This window comes from Streptomyces sp. NPDC058662 (genome assembly GCF_042716255.1).
Classification (GTDB): Bacteria; Actinomycetota; Actinomycetes; order Streptomycetales; family Streptomycetaceae; genus Streptomyces.
In genome coordinates, this window is record NZ_JBHXRU010000103.1 from 1 (window position 1) to 20,224 (window position 20,224).

Sequence of the window (20,224 nt, forward strand, 5' to 3'; positions counted from 1 at the left end):
CGTGCGGCGCCCGGCGGAGCCGGGTCCGGACGGTCGGCCTACGGGAGGACCGCGAAGCCGTCCAGTTCGACCAAGGCCTCGGTGTCCCAGAGCCGCACCACGCCGACGAGCGCCATCGCCGGGTACTCGCGGCCCGCCAACCGGCGCCAGACGCGGCCGATTTCGGGCGCCGCCTCGCGGTACGCCGCCACGTCGACGGCGTAGACGGTGACCCGGGCCAGGTCGGCCGGGGCGCCGCCGGCCGCGGCCAGGGCGGTGAGCAGGTTCGCCAAAGCCCGTTCGAACTGCTCCGGCAGGTCCTTCCCCGCCACCTTGCCCGTACCGTCCAGTGCCGTCTGGCCGGCGAGGAACACCAGGCGGGAGCCCGTGGCCGTCACCGCGTGGGAGAAGCCGGTCGCCGGGGACAGCTCCCGCGGATTGATTCGTTCGACGCTCATCGCGCGGCCGCCTCCCGGTAGAGCTCCTTCGCGATGATGGTGCGCTGCACCTCGCTCGCCCCCTCGTAGATGCGGGGCGCCCGTACCTCGCGGTACAGGTGTTCCAGCAGGTGGCCGCGCTGGAGGGCGACCGCCCCGTGGAGCTGGACCGCGTGGTCCACGACGTACTGGGCGGTCTCGGTGGCCAGGAGCTTCGCCATCGCGGCCCGGCGGGGGACGTCCGGGGAGCCCCGGTCGTGGGCGCCGGCCGCCGCGTAGACCAGCAGCCGGGCCGCCTCGGTGCGGGTGGCCATCTCGGCGACCCGGTGCGCCACCGCCTGGAGGTCGCCCAGCACCCCGCCGAAGGCGGCGCGCCCCGCCGTGTACTCCAGCGTGGCGTCCAGCGCGGCCCGGGCCATGCCCACCGCGAAGGCGCCGACACTCGGCCGGAAGAGGTTGAGCGTGTCCATCGCGACACCGAAGCCCCGCCCGGGCTCGCCCAGCAGGTCCTGCCGGGCGACGGGCACCCCGTCGAAGTCCAGGGAGCCGATGGCGTGCGGGGACAGCATGTCCAGGGGCTCGCCGCGGAGCCCGGGGCGGTCCGCCGGGACCAGGAAGGCCGACACGCCCTTGGCTCCCGGCCCCTCACCCGTCCGGGCGAACACGGTGTAGAAGTCCGCCTCCGGCGCGTTGGAGATCCAGCGCTTCTCACCGCTGAGCCGCCAGCCGCCCCCGGAGTCCGGTTCGGCCGCCAGGGCCAGCGCCGCCGCGTCCGATCCCGCTCCCGGCTCGCTCAGGGCGAAGGCGGCCACCGCGCGTCCCGCGATCACCGGCGGCAGCCACCGCTCCCGCTGCTCCGCGCTGCCCGCCCGGAGCACCGGATGGGCGCCGAGGCCCTGCAGGGCCAGCGCGGTCTCCGCCTCGGTGCAGCCGTAGGCCAGGGACTCGCGCAGCAGGCACAGTTCGAGCGCACCCGCCGCGAACACCCGCTCCAGCAGGCCCAGCTCGCCCAGTTCCCGCAGCAGCGGCCGGTTGACCCGCCCCGGCTCCCCCTTCCCGGCCAGCGGCCGCAGCCGCTCCGCCGACAGTGCGCGCAATCGCCCGCACCATTCCTCCTGGTCCACCCCGAGCGCGAATCCGGTCATCCGAATATCCCCGCATCTATCGCGTCCTGTTGACTGCCGTCACCGTCACGATACGCTCGTGGTGCTACCGCACGGCCGGCCCCACCCCATTCCGGACCGTCGCCAGGGGGCGAACCCGTCTTGGACCTCAAGCCTTCCGCACACGCCGACACTTTCGCGCGCGACCACCTGCCACCCGCCCACACCTGGCCGGAGTTGCTCTTCGAGTTGCCCGAACTGGCCTACCCGGACCGGCTGAACTGCGGGGCCGAGCTCCTCGACGCCACCATCGCCCGGTTCGGCCCCGACCGCCCGGCCTTCCGCAGCGGCTCGGGCGAGGTGTGGACGTACGGCGGGCTCCGCGAGCGGGTGGACCGCCTCGCCCACGCCCTCACCGCGGACCTCGGTGTCGTCCCCGGCAACCGGGTGCTGCTGCGCGGGCCCACCGGCCCCTGGCTCGCCGCGTGCTGGCTCGCGGTGATGAAGGCGGGCGCGGTGGCGGTGACCGTACTGCCACAGCAGCGGGCGCAGGAGCTGGCCACGGTGTGCGAGATGGCGCGGGTGCGGCACGCCGTGTGCCACGCGGGCGCCCTGGACGACCTGGCCCGGGCCGAGGTCCCGGGGCTGCGGATCACCCCCTACGGCGGCGACGGCGCCGAGGACCTGCTGCGCCTCGCCGAGCGGTACGGCCCGGAGCCGTTCCCGGCGGTCGAGACCTCCGCCGACGACGTGGCCCTGATCGCCTTCACCTCCGGTACGACGGGGCGGCCCAAGGGCTGCATGCACTTCCACCGCGACCTGCTCTCCGTCGCCGACACGTTCTCGCGCACCGTGCTGCGCCCCCGCCCGGACGACGTCTTCGCCGGGAGCCCGCCGCTCGGGTTCACCTTCGGCCTCGGCGGCCTCGTCGTCTTCCCGCTGCGGGCGGGGGCGTCGGCGCTGCTGCTGGAGGAGGCGGGGCCCAGGTTCCTGCTGCCCGCGCTCGCCGAGCACCGGGTGACGGTCCTGTTCACCGCCCCCACCGCGTACCGGACGATGCTGGACGCCCTCGGCCCGTACGACGTGGGCGCCCACGACCTGTCCGCGCTGCGGCGCTGCGTGTCGGCCGGGGAGAACCTTCCCGCCGCCACCTGGCAGGCCTGGTACGAGCGCACCGGCCTGCGGATCATCAACGGCATCGGGGCCACCGAGCTGCTGCACATCTTCATCTCCGCCGCCGACGAGGACATCCGGCCCGGTACCACCGGGCGGGTGGTACCGGGCTGGCAGGCGCGGGTGGTGGACCGGGGCGGGCGGCCGGTCGCGGACAACGAGCCGGGGCTGCTGGCCGTGCGCGGGCCGGTGGGCTGCCGCTACCTGGCCGATCCCCGGCAGGGCGAGTACGTGCGGGACGGCTGGAACCTCACCGGCGACACCTACGTCCGGGATCCGGAGGGCTACTTCCGCTACGTCGCCCGCGCCGACGACATGATCGTCTCCGCCGGCTACAACATCGCGGGCCCCGAGGTGGAGGAGGCCCTGCTGCGCCATCCGGACGTGGTGGAGGCCGCGGTGGTGGGCCGCCCGGACGAGCGGCGCGGGCAGGTCGTGGTGGCGTACACCGTCGCCCGGGAGGGCGCGGTGCTGACGGAGGAGGTTCTGCGCGCCTTCATGCGCGCCGAACTGGCCCCGCACAAGTGCCCGCGCTCCTTCGTCTTCCTGCGCGCCCTCCCCCGCACCGCGACCGGCAAACTGCAACGCTTCCGGCTGCGCGATCTAGAGTGAACCCGTGGTCGAGCAGCACACCCCGCGATCCCTGATCGTCACGTTCTACGGCGCCTACGGGCGGTCCTTCGAGGGCCCGGTCCCGGTGGCCGCGCTGATCCGCCTGCTGGGCGCGGCCGGCGTGGACGCGCCCTCCGTCCGCTCGTCGGTGTCCCGGCTGAAGCGGCGCGGCTTCCTGCTGCCCGCGCGCACGGCGGACGGCTCGGCGGCGTACGAGCTGTCCCCCGAGGCGCGCCAGCTGCTGGACGACGGCGACCGGCGCATCTACGGCAGCCCGCAGCGTTCGCCGCAGTGGCTGGTGGCGGTCTTCTCCGTCCCGGAGCAGGAGCGCCACAAACGGCACCTGCTGCGCTCCCGGCTGGCCCGGCTCGGCTTCGGCGCGGTGGCGCCCGGGGTGTGGATCGCCCCGGCGCAGCTGGCCGAGGAGACCTCGCACACGTTGGAGCGGCTGCGTCTGACGGCGTACGTGGAGCTGTTCCGCGGCGCCCACCTCGGCTTCGCCCCGACGGCGGAGACAGTGGCCCGCTGGTGGGACCTGGCGGCTCTGGCCAAGCAGCACGAGGAGTTCCTCGACCTGCACGAGCCGGTCCTGCGGTCCTTGCAGACGGGCCCCGCGCCGACACCCCAGGAGGCGTACCGCGGCTACCTGTTCGCCCTGGACAGCTGGCGCCGCCTGCCGTACGCGGATCCGGGGTTGCCCCGCGAGCTGCTCCCGGCGGACTGGCCGGGCGACCGCGCGGCGGCGGTCTTCGCCGAACTGCACGCGCGGCTGCGGGATCCGGGCGCGGACTTCGCCCGCCCCTGACCCGGGGCGCGTGGCCCCGCAGGCGGTTCGGCGGGGCCGCCCCGCGGGCGGAAATACGGGTGCGCACGGCCCCGGCGCCGCGCCAGGATGGGCCATGACCTGGACCTTCAGCACCGACCTGGCGGCGTATCTGACCGCGGCGGGGCCCGCCGTGGCCGCGCAGCCCGTCGTGAACACCGTCCTGCTCACCACGGCGGACGCCCTGGAGCGGCGGGGTCCGCACGCCTTCGGCGCGGCAGACCCCTTCTTCGGCTGGTGGACCGCTCCGGACGGAACCGTCGCCGCCGGCCTGCTGTGCACCCCGCCCCACCCGCTGCTGCTGGGCGCGCTCCCCGCCGGGGCCGTCCGCGCGCTGGCGGACGCCCTCGCCACCGAGCCGCTGCTCGCGGGGGTCAGCGGATTCAACGCCCGACGGCCCGACGCGGACGCGCTGGCCGGTGCCTGGACGCGGCCCGCCCGGGTCGGTGAGGAGATCCGGCTGTACCGGCTGGCCGCGCCGGTCGCGCCGGATCCCGTCCCGGCCGGCTCGGCCCGGACCGCCGCCGAGGCCGACCTCCCGCTGCTGCTGGAGTGGATGGCGGCCTTCCACCAGGAGGCGGGCGGGGCGGGGCGCGCGTCCGAGGCCGCCCTGCGCGACCGGCTCTCCTACGGCGGCCTGGTGCTGTGGGAGCACGGCGGGGCCCCCGTCTCGCTGGCCTCCTTCTCCCGCCCGATCGGCTCGGCCGCCCGCGTCGGCCCGGTCTACACCCCGCCGGGGCTGCGGGGCCGGGGATACGCGGGCGGGGTCACGCACGCGGCGGGCGCGGCGGCGTACGCGGCGGGGGCCTCGGAGGTCCTCCTCTTCACGGACCTCGCCAACCCGACCAGCAACCGTCTGTACCTGCGGCTCGGCTACACGCCGGTCGAGGACCGCGCGGAGATGGTGGCGGCCTGAGCCCGGCGGCCGCCCACTCCGGCGCCGCGCGCACCGGCCGCGCCGTCGGGGGTCAGCCCCGCCCGGTCGGGGGTGTCCGGCTGCCCGCCCGGTAGGGCGCGGGCCAGGGGGCGGCCGGGCCCTCGTAGGACTGCTCGGCGGCGGCGTGCAGGGTCCACTGCGGGTCGTAGAGGTGGGGCCGGCCGACGGCGCAGAGGTCCGCCCGCCCCGCCAGCAGCAGGGAGTTGACGTCGTCCCACGAGGAGATGGCGCCGACGGCGAGGACCGGTACGCCCAGCGCGTTGCGGATCCGGTCGGCGTAGGGGGTCTGGTAGGAGCGCCCGTACTCGGGTTCCTCGTCCGCCACCACCTGGCCGGTCGAGACGTCGATGGCGTCCGCGCCCCGGGCGGCGAAGGCGGCGGCGATCTCCACGGCCTCCTCCGGGGTGGTGCCGCCGGGCGCCCAGTCGGTGGCGGACAGGCGGACGGTCATCGGGCGTTCGGCGGGCCAGACGGCGCGCACGGCGTCGAATACCTCCAGGGGGAAGCGCAGCCGGTTCTGCAGGGAGCCGCCGTAGGCGTCCGTCCGGTGGTTGGTGAGCGGGGAGAGGAAGCCCGACAGCAGGTAGCCGTGGGCGCAGTGCAGCTCCAGCAGGTCGAATCCGCAGTCCGCCGCGCGGACGGCGGCGGCCGCGAAATCGGAGCGGATCCCGTCCAGGTCGGCCTCGGTCAGGGCGCGCGGAACCGCGGAGACGCCCGGCCGGTAGGGCAGCGCGGAGGCGGCCACCAGCGGCCAGTTGCCGTCCGGGAGCGGGTCGTCCATCCCCTCCCACATCACCCGGGTGGAACCCTTGCGGCCCGCGTGCCCGAGCTGGACGCCCAGCGCGGTGCCGGGCGCGGAGGTGTGGACGAAGTCGGCGATCCGCTTCCAGGCCGCCGCCTGCTCCGCCGTGTACAGGCCGGCGCAGCCGGGGGTGATCCGGCCCCCGGCGCTGACGCAGACCATCTCGGTCATCACCAGGCCGGCGCCGCCGAGCGCGCGGGCGCCCAGGTGCACGAGGTGGAAGTCCCCGGGCACGCCGTCCACCGCCGAGTACATGTCCATGGGCGAGACGACGACCCGGTTGCGCAGGGTCAGGCCGCGCAGGGTGAAGGGGGTGAACATCGGCGGGGTCCGCGTGCCCGACGCCTCTTCGTCGGGGCAGCCGAAGTCGCGTTCCACCGCGCGGGTGAAGCGCTCGTCGCGCATCCGCAGGTTGTCGTGGGTGACGCGGCGGCTGCGGGTGAGGAGGTTGAAGGCGAACTGCCGGGCGGGCTGGGCCACGTATCCGGGGAGCTCCTCGAACCAGCGCATGCTGGCCGCGGCGGCCCGCTGCGTGCTGGCGACCGCCGGCCGGCGCGCCGCCTCGTACGCGGCGAGCGCAGCCGGTACGCCGGGTTCCGCGGCGAGCGCCTCGGCGAGCGCGAGGGCGTCCTCCACGGCCAGCTTGGTGCCGGAGCCGATGGAGAAGTGCGCGGTGTGCGCCGCGTCGCCGAGCAGCACCACGTTGCCGTGCGACCAGCGTGCGTTGACGACGGTACGGAACCGCGTCCAGGCCGAGCGGTTCCCGCGCAGCGGCCGGCCGCGCAGGGCCTCGCCGAAGATCTTGGCGCAGCGGGCCGCCGACTCCGCCTCGTCGCACAGGTCGAAGCCCGCCGCCCGCCACACCTCCTCGCGCATCTCGACGATGACCGTGGAGGCGCCGGACCCGGGCCGCCCCACCGGGGACCGCGGGGCGGCGCCCTCCCCGGCCGGCGGCGGGCCCGCGTACGGGTAGGCGTGCAGCTGCATGACGCCGTACTCGGTCTCCGCGATCTCGAAGCGGAAGGCCTCGAAGGCGAAGTCGGCGGCGAGCCAGATGTACCGGCACCGCCCGCTCGTCACGGTCGGCCGGAAGTGCCCGGCTCCGGCCTCGCGGGTGGTGCTGTGCACCCCGTCCGCCGCGACCACCAGGTCGTATAAGGCCGCGAGCGCCGCCGTGTCCGGGGCCTCGGCGCGGATGCGCAGCCGTACGCCCAGGCCCGCGCAGCGCTCGTGCAGGATCTCCAGCAGCCGGCGCCGCCCCAGGGCCGCGAAGCCGTGGCCGCCGGAGGTCAGCAGCCGCCCCCGGTGCACGACGTGCACGTCGTCCCAGCGCACGAACTCGCGGGTCAGGGCGGCGTGGACCTCGGTGTCGGCCCGCTCGATGCCGCCGAGGGTGTCGTCGGAGAGCACCACCCCGAAGCCGAAGGTGTCGTCCGGGGCGCCCCGCTCCCAGACGTCCACCGTGTGCCCCTGCCGGGCCAGCAGCGCGGCGGCGTACAGTCCTCCCGGGCCGCCGCCGACGACGGCGACCCGCAACGCGCTGCCGACCGGCATGGCGCTACCTGCCCTTCCACTCCGGTGGACGCTTCGCGGTGAAGGCCGCGTGGAACTCCGCGTAGTCCTGGCCGTTCATCAGCAGGGCCTGGGTGGCCGCGTCGAGTTCCACCGACGCGGCGAGCGGCATGTCGAGTTCGGCCGTGAGCAGGGCCTTGGTCTGCGCGTGGGCCAGTGCGGGTCCGGCTGCCAGGCGCGCGGCGAGTTCGGCCGCCCGCACGTGGGCCTTGCCCTCGTCGGTGAGCTCGCTGAGCAGGCCGATCCGCTCGGCCTCGGCGGCGCGTACGGGCTCTCCGAGCATCAGGAGCCGGGTGGCGTGGCCCAGGCCGACGACGCGGGGCAGCAGGTAGGCGGCGCCCATGTCGCCGCCGGAGAGGCCGACGCGGGTGAAGAGGAAGACGAAGCGGGCGGAGGGGTCGGCGATGCGGAAGTCGGCGGCCAGCGCGAGAACGGCCCCGGCCCCGGCCGCGACCCCGTGCACGGCGGCGATCACCGGGAAGGGGCACTCGCGGAGGGCGCGGACCACCTGGCCGGTCATCCGGTTGAAGTCGAGGAGCTCGGCGGTGTCCATGGCGAGGGTGGCGCCGATGATCTCGTCCACGTCTCCGCCGGAGCAGAAGCCCCGGCCCTCGCCGCCGAGGACGAGGGCGCGCACGGATCGTTCGCGGGACAGTTCTGCCAGCAGATCGCGCAGGTCGGCGTAAGCGCCGAAGGTGAGCGCGTTCAGCTTGTCGGGGCGGTCGAAGGTGACGGTGGCCACGCCGTCCTGCCGGGTCACCCGGAGGTGGCGCCACCGTTCGGTCGCTGCTGTGGAACCAGTGAAGGGGCTCACCCGCCCGACGGTATCACCGGAAGCTGACTACCGTCACAGAAACGCGACACGGCGCGGCGGGCGGCCCCTCAGGACCCGGCGAGGGTGGCGACGAGCACGGCCTTGATGGTGTGCAGCCGGTTCTCGGCCTCGTCGAAGACGACGGAGTGCGCCGATTCGAAGACCTCGTCCGTCACTTCGAGGGATTCCAGCCCGTGCCGCTGATGGATCTCCCGGGCCACCTCGGTCCCGAGGTCGTGGAAGGCGGGCAGGCAGTGCATGAACTTCACGTCCGGGTTCCCGGTCGCGCGCAGCACGTCCATGGTGACCGCGTACGGGGACAGGGCCGCGATGCGCTCGTCCCAGACCTCCTTGGGCTCGCCCATGGAGACCCAGATGTCGGTCAGCACGAAGTCCGCCTGGGCCACCCCCCGGGCGATGTCCTCGGTCAGGGTGATCCGGGCACCGCTCTTCTCGGCGAGCGCGCGCGCCGCCGCCACCACCGGTTCGGCCGGCCAGTAGGCCTCGGGCGCGACGATGCGTACGTCCATGCCGAGCAGCGCGCCGGTGACGAGGTAGGAGTTGCCCATGTTGAAGCGGGCGTCACCGAGGTAGGCGAAGGCGATCCGCTCCAGCGGCTTGGTGCTGTGCTCGGTCATGGTGAGCACGTCGGCGAGCATCTGGGTGGGGTGCCAGTCGTCGGTGAGCCCGTTGAAGACGGGCACGCCCGCGTACCCGGCGAGCTCCTCGACGGTCTGCTGGCTGTCGCCGCGGTACTCGATCCCGTCGAACATCCGGCCGAGCACGCGGGCGGTGTCCCGCACGGACTCCTTGTGGCCCATCTGCGAACCGGAGGGGTCCAGGTAGGTGGTGTGGGCGCCCTGGTCCGCGGCGGCGACCTCGAAGGCGCAGCGCGTGCGCGTCGAGGTCTTCTCGAAGATCAGCGCGATGCTGCGGCCCTGCAGCAGCCGCTGCTCGGCGCCCGCCTTCTTGGCCGCCTTGAGTTCTGCGGCGAGCTCGACGAGGCCGCGGAACTCGGCGGCGGTGAAGTCGAGCTCCTTGAGGAAACTGCGGCCGACGAGGTCGGTGGCCATGGCGTCGCTCCAGCGTCACGGTGACAGGGGATATTGGAAGTCTATACGATCCTCTGCATTGATATACAGCCCCGGTCACCGGCCGGGCCCTACGCCCCGGGCGCCCCCTGGACCGCGTCCCGCTCCACCGGGCAGCTCATGCACCGCGGCCCGCCCCGGCCCCGGCCCAGCTCGCTGCCGGGGATCTCGATGACCTCGATGCCCTCCTTCCTCAAATGGGTGTTGGTCGTCACGTTCCGCTCGTAGGCGACCACCACCCCCGGCTCCACCGCGAGGACGTTGCAGCCGTCGTCCCACTGCTCCCGCTCCGCCGAGTGCACGTCCTGCGTGGCGGTCAGCACCCGTACCGCGTCCAGCCCGAGCGCCGCCGCGATGGCCCGGTGCATGTGCTCCGGCGGATGGTCGGTCACCTTCAGCTCCTGCGCCGAGTCGCCGGGCTCGATGGTGTAGGAGCGGAGCATGCCGAGCCCCGCGTACTGGGTGAACGTATCGCCGTCGACCATGGTCATCACGGTGTCGAGGTGCATGAAGGCCCGCCGCTTGGGCATGTCCAGCGCCACGATGCTCGTCGCCGACCCCGCGGCGAACAGGCCGCGGGCCAGCATCTCCACGGCCTGCGGGGTGGTGCGCTCGCTCATCCCGATCAGCACCGCCCCGTTGCCGATCACCAGCACGTCGCCGCCCTCGATGGTCGACGGGTAGTCCACCTGCCCCTGGGACCAGTAGTGGAAGGCGCCGGAGGACGTGAAGAGGGGGTGGTGCTTGTAGATCGCCTCGAAGTGCACGGTCTCGCGCTGCCGGGCCGGCCAGCGCATGGCGTTGATCGAGACCCCGTCGTAGATCCACGCGGAGGTGTCCCGGGTGAAGAGGTGGTTGGGCAGCGGCCCCAGCAGGAAGCCGTCCAGCTCCAGGGCGTGGAAGCGGACCGAGACCGGCTCCGGGTGGCGCTCCAGGAACTCGCGCTTGGTCATCCCGCCGACCAGCGCCTCGGCCAGGTCGGCGGAGGTCAGGCCCTCGAAGACGGACCGCAGGTGGTCGGTGGCGAGCGGACCGTACTCCTTCTCGTCGAACACCCGGTCCAGCACGAGGCGTCGCGCCTCCGGGATGTCGAGGGCCTCGCACAGCAGGTCCCCGAACAGGTGGACCTCCACGCCCCGGTCGCGCAGCACGTCCGCGAAGCCGTCGTGCTCCTGGCGGGCCCGGCGCACCCACAGCACGTCGTCGAAGAGGAGCGCGTCCTTGTTGCTCGGTGTGAGCCGCTTCAGCTCCAGGTCGGGCCGGTGGAGGATGACGCGGCGAAGCCGCCCGGTCTCGGAGTCGACATGGAATCCCATGCCGTACACGTTCGCAGACCGGACGGCCTTTTGACGCGGCGTCGGGCGAGAGCGCTCAGCGCAGGCCGAGAAGCGCCGCCGGGGCGCCGGTCAGCTCCGGTGTGGTCAGGCCCAGTTCGGGCGCGGTCACGTCCGGCAGGCCGAAGTTGGCGGCGTTCGGCATCGTCAGCGGAGAGCCGACGACCGCACCCGGGGTGCGGGCGCGCATCGTGGTGGCGGGCGCGCCGAGGGAGCCCTCGCCGTCGGTCTCCTTCGGGCCGAGCAGGTTCGGGACCGGGGAGCTGACGAGCGTGTCGCCCAGCTCCGTGCCGATCGGGACCACCGGCAGCAGTGGGGTCGGAAGCATGTCCCCCGTGTGCTGGCGGGGCGCCTCCGGCGCTCCCACGACCGGGATCGGCACCCCGGTGGCCAGGCGCGGAGTGTCCACGCCCAGCGTGGTCTTCACAGCGTCCAGCGGGACACCGACCGGCACCGAGCCGGCCGCGGCCGGGGTGGCCGCGCCGGCCGCGGCCATACAGGTCATGAGTGCCGCAATACTTCCGCGCGCGGTCATCTTCATAGGTGACGTTCCGTCCTTCCAGGGTCGCGGACATTCCGCTGCCCTGGATGAACGATCCCGCCGGTGGTTTTCCCGGAGTTCCCGCCGAAAGTTCCCCCATACGACCTAATTAGCGGCCGTACGGGGGTGCCGGCTTTACGGCGCGCGCCCCCTCAGAGCCGGGGGTCGACCGGCTCCGACTCCAGCGCGAGCACCGCGAAGACGGCCTCGTGGACGCGCCACAGCGGCTCCCCCGCCGCCAGCCGGTCCAGCGCCTCCAGCCCCAACGCGTACTCGCGCAGGGCCAGGGAGCGCTTGTGCCCGAGGAACCGCTGGCGCAGCCGCTCCAACTGCCGCGGACGGGTGTACTCCGGACCGTAGATGATCCGCAGGTACTCGCGCCCGCGCACCTTGAGCCCCGGCTGCACCAGCCGGCCCTTGCCGTCCCGGGCGTATGCCTGGAGCGGCTTGACGACCATGCCCTCGCCGCCGGCCCCGGTCAGCTCCAGCCACCAGTCGGTGCCGGCCCGTACCGAGTCCTCGGCGGCGGTGTCCACCAGGATCCGGGCCGTGCGGCGCAGCAGCCCCGTGCCGGCCGCCTCGTCGGCGGCGACGAGCCGGTCCAGCCAGAACAGCTGCTCGTCGTGCGGTACGGCGGCCAGCGACCGGCCGGCCGCCGCGAGCAGCTGGAACGGCGCGAATCGCACGCCGTCCAAGCCGTCGGTGCTCCAGCAGTAGCGGCGGTACGCCTCGGTGAAGGCGGCGGCGTCCTCGGCGCGTTCCCGCTGGCGCTCCAGCAGGGCGCCGGTGTCCACGCCCCGGGCGGCCGCCGCCTCCAGGGCGGCGAGCGCGTCCGGGAAGACGGCGCGGGAGGCCGCGCCCACGGCGGCGTACTGGTGGCGCAGCAGGCCGGCGGACTTCAGGGACCAGGGCAGGAGTTCGCCGTCGAGCAGGAGCCAGTCGGTGTCCAGCTCCTCCCACAGGCCGGCGTCGGTGACCGCCGCCCGGAGCCGGGCGAGGACCTCCTCGGTGACCTCGGGATCCTTGAAGAACGGCCGGCCGGTGCGGGTGTAGACGGAGCCGGTCGGCCCCGCCGCGCCGTCGCCCGCGCCGCCCCCGACGCCGAACCGCTCGCGCGCCGCCGCGGCGTCCCGGCAGATGAGGACCGTGGCGCGGGAGCCCATGTGCTTCTCCTCGCACACGACCTGGGCCACGCCGTCCTCGCGGTACTGCGCGAAGGCCTCGGCGGGGTGCTCCAGGAAGCCCTCCTCGCGGGAGGTCGCCGTCGGCGCCATGGTCGGCGGCAGGTACGGGACCAGCCGGGGGTCCACCGCGAAGCGGCTCATGACCTCCAGGGCGGCCGCCGCGTTCTCCTCGCGCACGTTGACGTTGCCCACGTGCCGGGTCTCCACGACCCGGCGCCCCTGCACGTCGGCCAGGTCCAGCGGACGGCCGTCGTGCCCGCCGGGGGCCTCGACCGCCAGCGGCTTGACCGGCTCGTACCAGACCTTCTCGGCCGGGACGTCGACCAGTTCGCGCTCCGGCCAGCGCAGAGCCGTCATCCTCCCGCCGAACACCGCGCCGGTGTCCAGGCAGATGGTGTTGTTGATCCAGGAGGTACGGGGAACGGGGGTGTGGCCGTAGACCACGGCCGCCTTGCCCCGGTAGTCCTCGGCCCACGGGTAGCGCACGGGCAGGCCGAACTCGTCCGTCTCGCCGGTGGTGTCCCCGTACAGGGCGTGCGAGCGGACCCGACCGGAGGTGCGGCCGTGGTACTTCTCGGGCAGCCCGGCGTGGCAGACGACCAGCTTGCCGCCGTCGAGGACGTAGTGGCTGACGAGGCCGCGGATGAACTCCCGGACTTCCGCGACGAACTCCTCGGACTCGCCCTCCAGCTGCTCGATCGTCTCGGCCAGACCGTGGGTCCGCTGGACCTTGGAGCCCTTCAGATAGCGGCCGAGCTTGTTCTCGTGGTTCCCGGGCACGCACAGGGCGTTGCCGGACTTGACCATGCCCATCACGCGGCGCAGGACGCCGGGGCTGTCCGGGCCGCGGTCGACGAGGTCGCCGACGAAGACGGCGGTCCGGCCCTCCGGGTGGACGCCGTCCTCGTAGCCCAGCTCGGTGAGCAGGGTCTCCAGCTCGGAGGCGCAGCCGTGGATGTCACCGACGATGTCGAAGGGGCCGGTGAGGTGGGTGAGGTCGTTGAAGCGCTTCTCCAGCACGACCTCGGCGTTCTCGGCCTCCTCGACCGACCGCAGGACGTGCACCTTGCGGAAGCCCTCGCGCTCCAGCCCGCGCAGGGACTTGCGCAGGTCCCGTCGGTGGCGCTGGATGACGGCCCGGGGCAGTCCGGCCCGGTCGGGACGGTCCGCGTTGCGCCGCACGCAGACCTCCTCGGGCATGTCGAGGACGATGGCGATCGGCAGCACGTCGTACCGGCGCGCGAGCTCGACCAGCTGCCGGCGGGCGTCGGCCTGCACGCTGGTGGCGTCGACGACGGTGAGGCGCCCGGCGGCGAGGCGCTTGCCGGCGATGTAGTGCAGGACCTCGAAGGCGTCCTTGCTGGCGCTCTGGTCGTTCTCGTCGTCGCTGACCAGGCCCCGGCAGTAGTCGGAGGAGATGACCTCGGTGGGCTTGAAGTGCTTGCGGGCGAAGGTGGACTTGCCCGAGCCGGTGGCGCCGATGAGGACGACGAGGGACAGGTCGGTGACGGGAAGCGTGCGCGGGCGCGGGGCCTCGGCGGCCGTGGCGTTCCCGGTGGGCGAATCGCTCCCGGCGCTCCCGGCGGCCGGGGGGCTCTCGGCGCTCTCGGCGCTCGCGGCCCGGGGGGTCTCGCTGCTCTCGGCGGTCGCGGCCCGGGGGGTCTCGCTGCTCTCGGCGGTCATGCTGCCTCGCCCTCCTTCGGGGTCTCGGTGGTGGTGGCGCCGGCGGTGGTGCCCGCGGACGCGGCGGTGGCGTCCGTCCGGGTGAAGACGGCCATCTGGGTCGGCGGACCGACCTCGGGGTCGTCGTCCCCGACGGGGACGAACCCGACGGTGTACCCGTGCCGCCGCGCCACGGCCGCGGCCCAGTCCCGGAACTCCTCGCGGGTCCACTCGAAGCGGTGGTCGCCGTGGCGGACGTGCCCGGCGGGCAGGGTCTCCCAGCGGACGTTGTACTCGACGTTCGGGGTGGTGACGAGGACGGTGCGCGGGCGGGCCGAGCCGAACACGGCGTACTCCAGCGCGGGCAGCCGCTCAAGGTCCAGGTGCTCGATGACCTCGCTGAGCACGGCCGCGTCGTAGCCGGCCAGCCGCCTGTCGGTGTACGCGAGCGAGCCCTGGAGCAGCCGGACGCGCTCGCTCTGCCGCTCCCCCATCCGCTCCAGGCGCAGCCGTTTGGCCGCGACGGACAGGGCCCGCATCGACACGTCGACACCGACGATCTCGGTGAAGGACACGTCGCCCAGCAGGGCCTGCACCAGCTGGCCCTGTCCGCAGCCCAGGTCCAGGACGCGGGCGGCGCCCGCCGAGCGGAGCGCGGCGAGGATCGCCTCGCGGCGCAGCACCGCGAGCGGGGTGGGCCGCTCCGGCGTGTCGCTCGCCTCGTCGACGGCGTTGTCGAGGTCCTCGACCTCGGCCCCGTCGGCCTCGGCGAGCCGGACCAGCTCCAGGCGCTCCAGCGCGTTCCGGGTGAGCCCCTTGTGGCGGGCGAGGTAGCGGGAGCTGATCAGGCCGTGCTCGGGGTGCCCGGCGAGCCAGCCGTCTCCGGCGCGGAGCAGCTTGTCGACCTCGTCGGGGGCGATCCAGTAGTGCTTGGCGTCGTCCAGGACGGGGAGCAGGACGTAGAGCTGGCGCAGGGCGTCGGCCAGTCTCAGCTCGCCCTCCAGGACGAGCCGTACGTACCGGGAGTCCCCCCACTCGGGGAACTGCTCGTCGAGCACGACCGGACGGGTCTCGACCCGGTCCCAGCCGAGCGGGTCGAAGAGGCGGTGCACCAGTTCGGCGCCGCCGCGCGCGGGCAGCACCGGGATCTCGATCCGCAGGCGCAGCGCCTGCTCGGGCAGCTCCGGGCGGGCCGCGCACTGCCCCTTGAGGGCATTGCGGAACACTCCGCTGAGGGCGACGGCGAGCAGTGAGGAGGCGGCGTACGGGCGGTCGTTGACGTACTGCGCCAGCGCCGAGTCGGGCGCCCCGCCCCGGCCCTTGCCCTGACCGCGCCGCACGAGCGCGATGGGGTCCACCTCCAGCAGCAGGGCCGCCGTGCACCGCTGGTCCGTGGCCTCGGGGTAGAAGACCTGGGCGGTGCCGTGGGAGGTGGAGAACGCCTGCGCCTTGCCGGGATGCTTGTGCAGCAGGTAGCCCAGGTCGGTCGCGGGTCGTTCGGGGGAGCCGGTGGTGGAGATCGTCAGGAACACATGACCGATTGTGGCTGGTCATCGCGGTGGTACGCGCCCTATTTTCCGGTGGCCTCCGTTCCGCCGGCCCGGAGTCCGGGCAGTTCCCCGGCCAGTTCGGCGACCCGGGCCGGGCCGATCCGGCAGCAGCCGCCGAGGAGGCGGGCCCCGGCGCGGTGCCAGGCGGCGGTGGGCCAGGGCGGCGGGGTCGTCGGCGCCTGCCAGTCGCGGGTGGCGGCGTCCCAGACGGAGCCGTCGTTGGGGTAGGCCACGAGCGGCTTGCCGGTGGCCGCGGCCGCGGCTTCGAGGGCGGGCAGGACCTCCGCGGGATCACAGCAGTTGACGCCCGTGGCGATGACCTGCGGTGATGCGGCGGCAAGCCCGAAGGCCTCGGCCAGAGGCGCCCCGGACCGGGTGCGGCCGCGCTCGACGGTGTAGCTGAGCCAGGCCGGGGCGCCCGTCTCGGCGAGGATGTCCAGCAGGGCCTCGGCCTCGTCCGGGTCGGGCACGGTCTCCAGGGCCAGGACATCGGGGCCGGCCGCGAGGAGGGCCTCGATCCGGGGGCGGTGGAAGGCGGCGAGCTGCCGCACGGTCAGGCCGTACCGGCCCCGGTACTCGGAGCCGTCCGCGAGCACCGCGCCGTACGGGCCCACGGAGGCGGCCACCCACACCGGGTGCGCGGCGGCCTCGGCCGCGCGGGCCGCGAGGGCGACACTGCGGTGCAGCAGGGCGGTGGTCGCCGCCCGGTCCCGGCCGCCCCCGGCCGGAGTCCCGTAGCCGATCTGGTAGCCGGAGGTGATCAGTACCTCGGCGCCGGCCCGTACGTACGCCGTGTGGGCCGCCTCGATCTGGTCCGGCCGCTCGGCGAGCACCCGGCCGGTCCAGAGGGCGCCGGACAGGTCGCAACCCTGGGCGGCGAGCTGGTTGCTCAGCCCGCCGTCCAGGAGTACGGCCGCGCGGGCCAGGGCTTCGGCGAGCGGACCGGACGCGCGTGGCATCGGGTGGTCCCTCCGTCAGCCGAGCTGGGACAGAACCTGGGCGGAGATCAGCTCCAGGTGGTCCAGGTCGTGGAGGTCGAGCAGCTGGAGGTAGACGCGGGAGGAGCCGATGGCGCCGTAGGCGCCGATCTTCTCCACGACCTCGGCCGGGGAACCGGCCAGGCCGTTGGCCTTGAGCTCGTCCACCTCCCGGCCGATGGCGGCGGCCCGGCGGGCCACTTCCGCGTCGTCCTTGCCCACGCAGACCACGAGGGCGTTGGAGTAGACGAGGTCGTCGGCCTTGCGGCCGGCCTCCTCAGCGGCCCGGCGGACCCGCCCGAACTGCCGCTCGCTGTCGGCGACCGACGCGAACGGCATGTTGAACTCGTCCGCGTACCGCGCGGCGAGCCTCGGGGTGCGCTTGGCGCCGTGGCCGCCGATGAGGACCGGCACCTTCGCCTGGGCGGGCTTGGGCAGGGCGGGCGAGCCGTCCACCTGGTAGTGGCTGCCCGCGTAGTCGAAGGTGGCGCCGGCCTCGGTGGCCCACAGGCCGGTGACGATCGCCAGCTGCTCCTCCAACCGGGCCATCCGCTCCGCGGGGAAGGGGATCCCGTACGCCTTGTGCTCCTCCTCGAACCAGCCCGCGCCGAGGCCCAGTTCGACGCGGCCGCCGGACATCTGGTCCACCTGGGCGACCTGGATGGCGAGCACGCCGGGCAGCCGGAAGGTGCCGGCCGTCATCAGCGTGCCGAGCCGGATCCGGCTGGTCTCACGGGCCAGGCCCGCGAGGGTGATCCAGGCGTCGGTGGGTCCGGGCAGGCCGTCGGCGGAACCCATCCGAAGGTAGTGGTCGGAGCGGAAGAAGGCGTCGAACCCGAGGTCCTCGGTGGCTCGGGCGACGGTCAGGAGGGTGTCGTAGCTCGCACCCTGCTGGGGCTCGGTGAAAACGCGGAGGTCCATGCCCCCATCCTGCCCTTCCCACCCCGGCCGGGTGAATCCGCGTCAACCGGGCGGTCCACCGCCGCCGCGCCAGTGACCGGCCCGGACGGGGCTCGTTTCTCGGACGGAGCCGGACCCGCCCGGCCCGCGCGCCGGCGGCCTTCCGTCGGTGCGTCCACCGCCCCCTTCCTCGCGGAAGGGCCAGGGCCGAGGAAGCAGCCATGACCCACGAGGCCGTGCCCGAGACTCCCCGACAGACCGCGCACACCGTTCGGGCGGTCGAGGACCCCGCACGTCAGGAGCCGGACGGGACCGCCGCGAGCGGCGCGCCGAAGGGCCTGCTGCGGCAGATGGAGGAGCTGATGGCCGCGCTGAACGCCGACCTGTCACGGCTCGACGCCGACCTCCAGTCCTCCGCGGACCGCACGTCCGCTGTCCTCGACCCGTCGCCGGCGCCGGACGCCCGCACCGCCGGCAGCGCGCGCCCCTCCTACCGGCCTTTCTGACCGCCCGGGTCCCGCCACCCCGGCGGGACCCCGAGCCCGGGGCCCGGACCGCCCTCAGACGACGCCGGAGGCCGAACCCCGCTCCCGGACCGTCATACGGCGCAGGATGGCCCGCACCCGGTCGCTCGACTCGTCGGCCGCGTCGATGGACTCGATGCACTGCCAGTACAGCGACTCCTCGTCCGTCCCGCAGGCCACCCCGACCAGGGCTATCCCGACCTCACCGAGCAGCGCCTGCAGTCCGAGCAGCGCCTGGCGGACGTCGCTCACCCGGGTCAACTGCGCGGCCCGCGGCGGATACTCCGGCGTGCTGCCCTCGCCCCGCAGGGCCGCCCGGTCGAGCACCCCGCAGCCTCTGCCTCCCGCTTCTCCCAGTCCCCGTGCCTCCGCTCTCATCTCCGGCGGTCCGGTGACCGCCAGAAAGCCGCCTATGCCCTGGGCCAGCGCCTGCGCCTGCCAGGCCTCGCCCACGATGTCCCACGCAGCCCCGCTCTGTGCCAGCGCGTGCCGGCCGGCCGCGATGAGCCGTACCGCATCCATATGCCGTCCCCCGTCCGCACGACATCCCACCGTTCCATCACTACCCAGAGTGAGGGCAACGCGACAGTAAAGCCAGGGGTATTCGGAAATTGTGGACACAAACGTGATTGTGGACGAGGCCATCACTCCGAAGAGTGACCATCGGAGGCTGTGGGGCCCGCCACGGGGAAGCGGAGCTCGTTCCTCTCGATCTTCGCGGCGAGCGCATCCAGCACATCCACCCCGAGGACCTCGCAGAACTGCAGCAGGTACGCGAGCACGTCGGCCACCTCATCGGCCACGCGCCGCGCGGTCTCCGGCTCCTCCATCACCCGCGCCGACTGCTCCGGGGTCAGCCACTGGAAGATCTCGACGAGTTCGGCCGCCTCCACGCTCAGCGCGCTCGCCAGGTTCTTGGGCGTGTGGTACGGCTCCCAGTCCCGCGCCGCCGCGAACTGCGCGAGCCTGCGCCGCAGTCGGTCCAGCCGTTCGTCGCGGTCGCCGTCCGTCGTGTCGTTCATGGCCCAAGGTCTACCACCGTGACGCCCGGAAGGCGGCGGGCGGCGGCAGCGGTCTCCTCCCCCACCGCCGCGGCCAGCCGGATGTGGCCCCGGCCGCAGGACAGCAGGGCCAGGCGCAGCAGTTCCGCGCTCTGCGCCCGGTCCAGGCCCCGGTCGAACCCGTCCGCCAGCACCGTCAGGGCCTGGCGCGCGGACAGCAGTTCGGCGGCCGGGTCCACGGCGAGCACCCCCGGCCCGGTCAGCAGCACCAGGGCCAGCGCGAGGAAGCGGAGCTCGCCCGCGCCGAGGCGCCCGAGCTCCGTCGCGGGCCGGCCGGGTCCGCGGTCCAGCACCGCCGCGACGGGTCCGCCCTCGGGTGCCCGTACGCCGAGGCCGGCCACGTCCCCGGCGCAGCCGGTACGGGCCGCCTCGGCCAGCAGCGCGTGGCGGGTGCCGCACTCGTGGCGGGTCCTGCGCAGCACGTCGGCCAGGTTGGCGCAGTCGCCCCGCAGCCGGCCCTCCCCGGGCGGGACGGCCGCGCGCATCCGCTCCGGACGCGGGTCGCAGGGGTACACCGCGCGCAGTGCCACGACGACCTGTTCGCCGGCGGCCAGCACCTGGCGCTGGCCGGCCGTCGCGCCGGCCACGCGCAGCGGGAGCAGGGCGGTGCCGAGCCGGTCGTCGGGCAGGGGCGCCCGGGTGACCCCGATGGACCCGCCGGTGAGCCAGGCGGCCTGCACGGAACGGCGGCCGGGGTCGCGCAGCGCGGTGCTGAGGAGGATCTGCCCGTCCCGCGACAGGCGTTCGCCGACGATCCGCAGGGTCGGCTCGGCCTGGACGGCGAGGTCGAGCCGGACCGGGCCGGCGGGGCCGTCGACGGTGCAGCCGATACGGAATCCGCGCCGCCGCTCGGCGTCGGGGGCCGCCCGGTCGGGGATGCGGGCGGCCGCGTCGGGAAAGGCCTCCTCCAGCGTGGCGCCGGACGCGAGCCGGGCCAGGGCCTCGTAGGCGTCCAGGGCCTGGGACTTGCCGCTGCCGCTGGGCCCGGCGAAGAGGGTGACGGGCCCGAGCGCGAAGGCGGCCGCCCGGTGCGGCCCGAAGGCGGACAGCCGCAACTCGGTGACGGCGGGCCGCTGGTGCCCCCGCTGCGCCGCCGCGGCGGCCCCGCCGCCCTGCGCCGGCACCACACCCGCGGCCCGCGCCGGCAG

General features: G+C 74.5%; 18 protein-coding genes. 4 read left to right on the forward strand and 14 right to left on the reverse strand.

Features of this window, described 5'->3' with window-relative positions; translation table 11 throughout:
- Positions 1–38: 38 nt before the first annotated feature.
- Together ACFWUQ_RS26485 and ACFWUQ_RS26490 are read right to left on the reverse strand one after the other, a co-directional pair.
- Positions 39–437, reverse strand: coding sequence for a RidA family protein (locus tag ACFWUQ_RS26485; RefSeq protein ID WP_384542797.1), 399 nt, complete (start codon positions 435–437; stop codon positions 39–41).
- Entirely contained in the window at positions 434–1,561 is a 1,128-nt protein-coding gene (locus tag ACFWUQ_RS26490) for an acyl-CoA dehydrogenase family protein (RefSeq protein WP_384542799.1), read from the reverse strand. The genes ACFWUQ_RS26485 and ACFWUQ_RS26490 overlap by 4 nt, the downstream gene beginning before the upstream one ends.
- Before the next feature lie 120 nt (positions 1,562–1,681).
- Here ACFWUQ_RS26490 and ACFWUQ_RS26495 point away from each other — a divergent pair, with 120 nt between their 5' ends.
- From ACFWUQ_RS26495 to ACFWUQ_RS26505, 3 genes are all read left to right on the forward strand, one after another.
- Positions 1,682–3,304, forward strand: a complete 1,623-nt coding sequence (locus ACFWUQ_RS26495; RefSeq protein ID WP_384542801.1) for an AMP-binding protein — start codon at positions 1,682–1,684, stop codon at positions 3,302–3,304.
- Positions 3,305–3,308: 4 nt separating this feature from the next.
- Entirely contained in the window at positions 3,309–4,109 is an 801-nt protein-coding gene (locus ACFWUQ_RS26500; protein ID WP_384542803.1) for a PaaX family transcriptional regulator C-terminal domain-containing protein, read from the forward strand.
- A gap of 94 nt (positions 4,110–4,203) precedes the next feature.
- The gene (locus ACFWUQ_RS26505) at positions 4,204–5,043 is read left to right on the forward strand and encodes a GNAT family N-acetyltransferase (protein ID WP_384542805.1); all 840 of its coding nucleotides are present in this window, start codon (positions 4,204–4,206) and stop codon (positions 5,041–5,043) included.
- Positions 5,044–5,095: 52 nt separating this feature from the next.
- Here the strand turns inward: ACFWUQ_RS26505 and ACFWUQ_RS26510 are convergent, their stop codons facing one another.
- The 9 genes from ACFWUQ_RS26510 to ACFWUQ_RS26550 form a co-directional block, all read right to left on the reverse strand.
- The gene (locus ACFWUQ_RS26510; RefSeq protein WP_384542808.1) at positions 5,096–7,420 is read right to left on the reverse strand and encodes a bifunctional salicylyl-CoA 5-hydroxylase/oxidoreductase; all 2,325 of its coding nucleotides are present in this window, start codon (positions 7,418–7,420) and stop codon (positions 5,096–5,098) included.
- A gap of 4 nt (positions 7,421–7,424) precedes the next feature.
- Positions 7,425–8,252 carry an enoyl-CoA hydratase family protein gene (locus ACFWUQ_RS26515; protein WP_384542810.1) on the reverse strand — a complete coding sequence of 276 codons (828 nt, stop codon included), beginning with the start codon at positions 8,250–8,252 and terminating at the stop codon, positions 7,425–7,427.
- Between the two features lie 68 nt (positions 8,253–8,320).
- Positions 8,321–9,325 carry an ornithine carbamoyltransferase gene (gene argF / locus ACFWUQ_RS26520; protein WP_384542813.1) on the reverse strand — a complete coding sequence of 335 codons (1,005 nt, stop codon included), beginning with the start codon at positions 9,323–9,325 and terminating at the stop codon, positions 8,321–8,323.
- Positions 9,326–9,414: 89 nt separating this feature from the next.
- The gene (locus ACFWUQ_RS26525) at positions 9,415–10,659 is read right to left on the reverse strand and encodes an arginine deiminase (RefSeq protein WP_384542815.1); all 1,245 of its coding nucleotides are present in this window, start codon (positions 10,657–10,659) and stop codon (positions 9,415–9,417) included.
- 55 nt (positions 10,660–10,714) lie between these two features.
- Positions 10,715–11,218: a hypothetical protein gene (locus tag ACFWUQ_RS26530; RefSeq protein ID WP_384542817.1), complete on the reverse strand. Its 504-nt coding sequence runs from the start codon at positions 11,216–11,218 to the stop codon at positions 10,715–10,717.
- A 152-nt stretch (positions 11,219–11,370) separates the two neighbouring features.
- A complete protein-coding gene (locus tag ACFWUQ_RS26535; RefSeq protein ID WP_384542820.1) occupies positions 11,371–14,085 on the reverse strand; it encodes a polynucleotide kinase-phosphatase in 2,715 nt (904 codons plus the stop codon).
- Positions 14,082–15,596, reverse strand: a complete 1,515-nt coding sequence (locus ACFWUQ_RS26540; RefSeq protein ID WP_384542822.1) for a 3' terminal RNA ribose 2'-O-methyltransferase Hen1 — start codon at positions 15,594–15,596, stop codon at positions 14,082–14,084. The genes ACFWUQ_RS26535 and ACFWUQ_RS26540 overlap by 4 nt, the downstream gene beginning before the upstream one ends.
- 38 nt (positions 15,597–15,634) lie before the next feature.
- Positions 15,635–16,573 carry a homocysteine S-methyltransferase gene (mmuM, locus tag ACFWUQ_RS26545; RefSeq protein ID WP_384542825.1) on the reverse strand — a complete coding sequence of 313 codons (939 nt, stop codon included), beginning with the start codon at positions 16,571–16,573 and terminating at the stop codon, positions 15,635–15,637.
- A gap of 15 nt (positions 16,574–16,588) precedes the next feature.
- Positions 16,589–17,512 (reverse strand): LLM class F420-dependent oxidoreductase, encoded by a 924-nt coding sequence (locus ACFWUQ_RS26550; RefSeq protein ID WP_384542828.1) that lies wholly within the window; start codon positions 17,510–17,512, stop codon positions 16,589–16,591.
- 200 nt (positions 17,513–17,712) lie between these two features.
- On the opposite strand from ACFWUQ_RS26550, the gene ACFWUQ_RS26555 reads away from it, so the two are divergent.
- On the forward strand, positions 17,713–17,997 hold the full coding sequence (locus ACFWUQ_RS26555; protein WP_384542831.1) for a hypothetical protein: 285 nt from the start codon (positions 17,713–17,715) through the stop codon (positions 17,995–17,997).
- A gap of 54 nt (positions 17,998–18,051) precedes the next feature.
- Here ACFWUQ_RS26555 and ACFWUQ_RS26560 read toward each other — a convergent pair whose 3' ends face one another.
- The 3 genes from ACFWUQ_RS26560 to ACFWUQ_RS26570 all read right to left on the reverse strand — a co-directional run bounded on the left by ACFWUQ_RS26560 (position 18,052) and on the right by ACFWUQ_RS26570 (position 20,224).
- On the reverse strand, positions 18,052–18,537 hold the full coding sequence (locus ACFWUQ_RS26560) for a DUF6099 family protein (protein ID WP_384542834.1): 486 nt from the start codon (positions 18,535–18,537) through the stop codon (positions 18,052–18,054).
- Between the two features lie 122 nt (positions 18,538–18,659).
- Entirely contained in the window at positions 18,660–19,037 is a 378-nt protein-coding gene (locus ACFWUQ_RS26565; protein WP_384542836.1) for a nucleotide pyrophosphohydrolase, read from the reverse strand.
- Positions 19,034–20,224 carry an ATP-binding protein gene (locus ACFWUQ_RS26570; RefSeq protein ID WP_384542838.1) on the reverse strand — a complete coding sequence of 397 codons (1,191 nt, stop codon included), beginning with the start codon at positions 20,222–20,224 and terminating at the stop codon, positions 19,034–19,036. Before ACFWUQ_RS26570 ends, ACFWUQ_RS26565 begins: the two co-directional genes overlap by 4 nt.

Bases quoted from the DNA above. Each gene is read 5' to 3' on its own strand.
- ACFWUQ_RS26485 (WP_384542797.1), bottom strand. From the start codon at position 437: ATGAGCGTCGAACGAATCAATCCGCGGGAGCTGTCCCCGGCGACCGGC.
- ACFWUQ_RS26490 (WP_384542799.1), bottom strand. From the start codon at position 1,561: ATGACCGGATTCGCGCTCGGGGTGGACCAGGAGGAATGGTGCGGGCGA.
- ACFWUQ_RS26505 (WP_384542805.1), top strand. From the start codon at position 4,204: ATGACCTGGACCTTCAGCACCGACCTGGCGGCGTATCTGACCGCGGCG.
- ACFWUQ_RS26510 (WP_384542808.1), bottom strand. From the start codon at position 7,420: ATGCCGGTCGGCAGCGCGTTGCGGGTCGCCGTCGTCGGCGGCGGCCCG.
- argF (WP_384542813.1), bottom strand. From the start codon at position 9,325: ATGGCCACCGACCTCGTCGGCCGCAGTTTCCTCAAGGAGCTCGACTTC.
- ACFWUQ_RS26525 (WP_384542815.1), bottom strand. From the start codon at position 10,659: ATGGGATTCCATGTCGACTCCGAGACCGGGCGGCTTCGCCGCGTCATC.
- ACFWUQ_RS26530 (WP_384542817.1), bottom strand. From the start codon at position 11,218: ATGAAGATGACCGCGCGCGGAAGTATTGCGGCACTCATGACCTGTATG.
- ACFWUQ_RS26535 (WP_384542820.1), bottom strand. From the start codon at position 14,085: ATGACCGCCGAGAGCAGCGAGACCCCCCGGGCCGCGACCGCCGAGAGC.
- mmuM (WP_384542825.1), bottom strand. From the start codon at position 16,573: ATGCCACGCGCGTCCGGTCCGCTCGCCGAAGCCCTGGCCCGCGCGGCC.
- ACFWUQ_RS26550 (WP_384542828.1), bottom strand. From the start codon at position 17,512: ATGGACCTCCGCGTTTTCACCGAGCCCCAGCAGGGTGCGAGCTACGAC.
- ACFWUQ_RS26555 (WP_384542831.1), top strand. From the start codon at position 17,713: ATGACCCACGAGGCCGTGCCCGAGACTCCCCGACAGACCGCGCACACC.
- ACFWUQ_RS26560 (WP_384542834.1), bottom strand. From the start codon at position 18,537: ATGGATGCGGTACGGCTCATCGCGGCCGGCCGGCACGCGCTGGCACAG.
- ACFWUQ_RS26565 (WP_384542836.1), bottom strand. From the start codon at position 19,037: ATGAACGACACGACGGACGGCGACCGCGACGAACGGCTGGACCGACTG.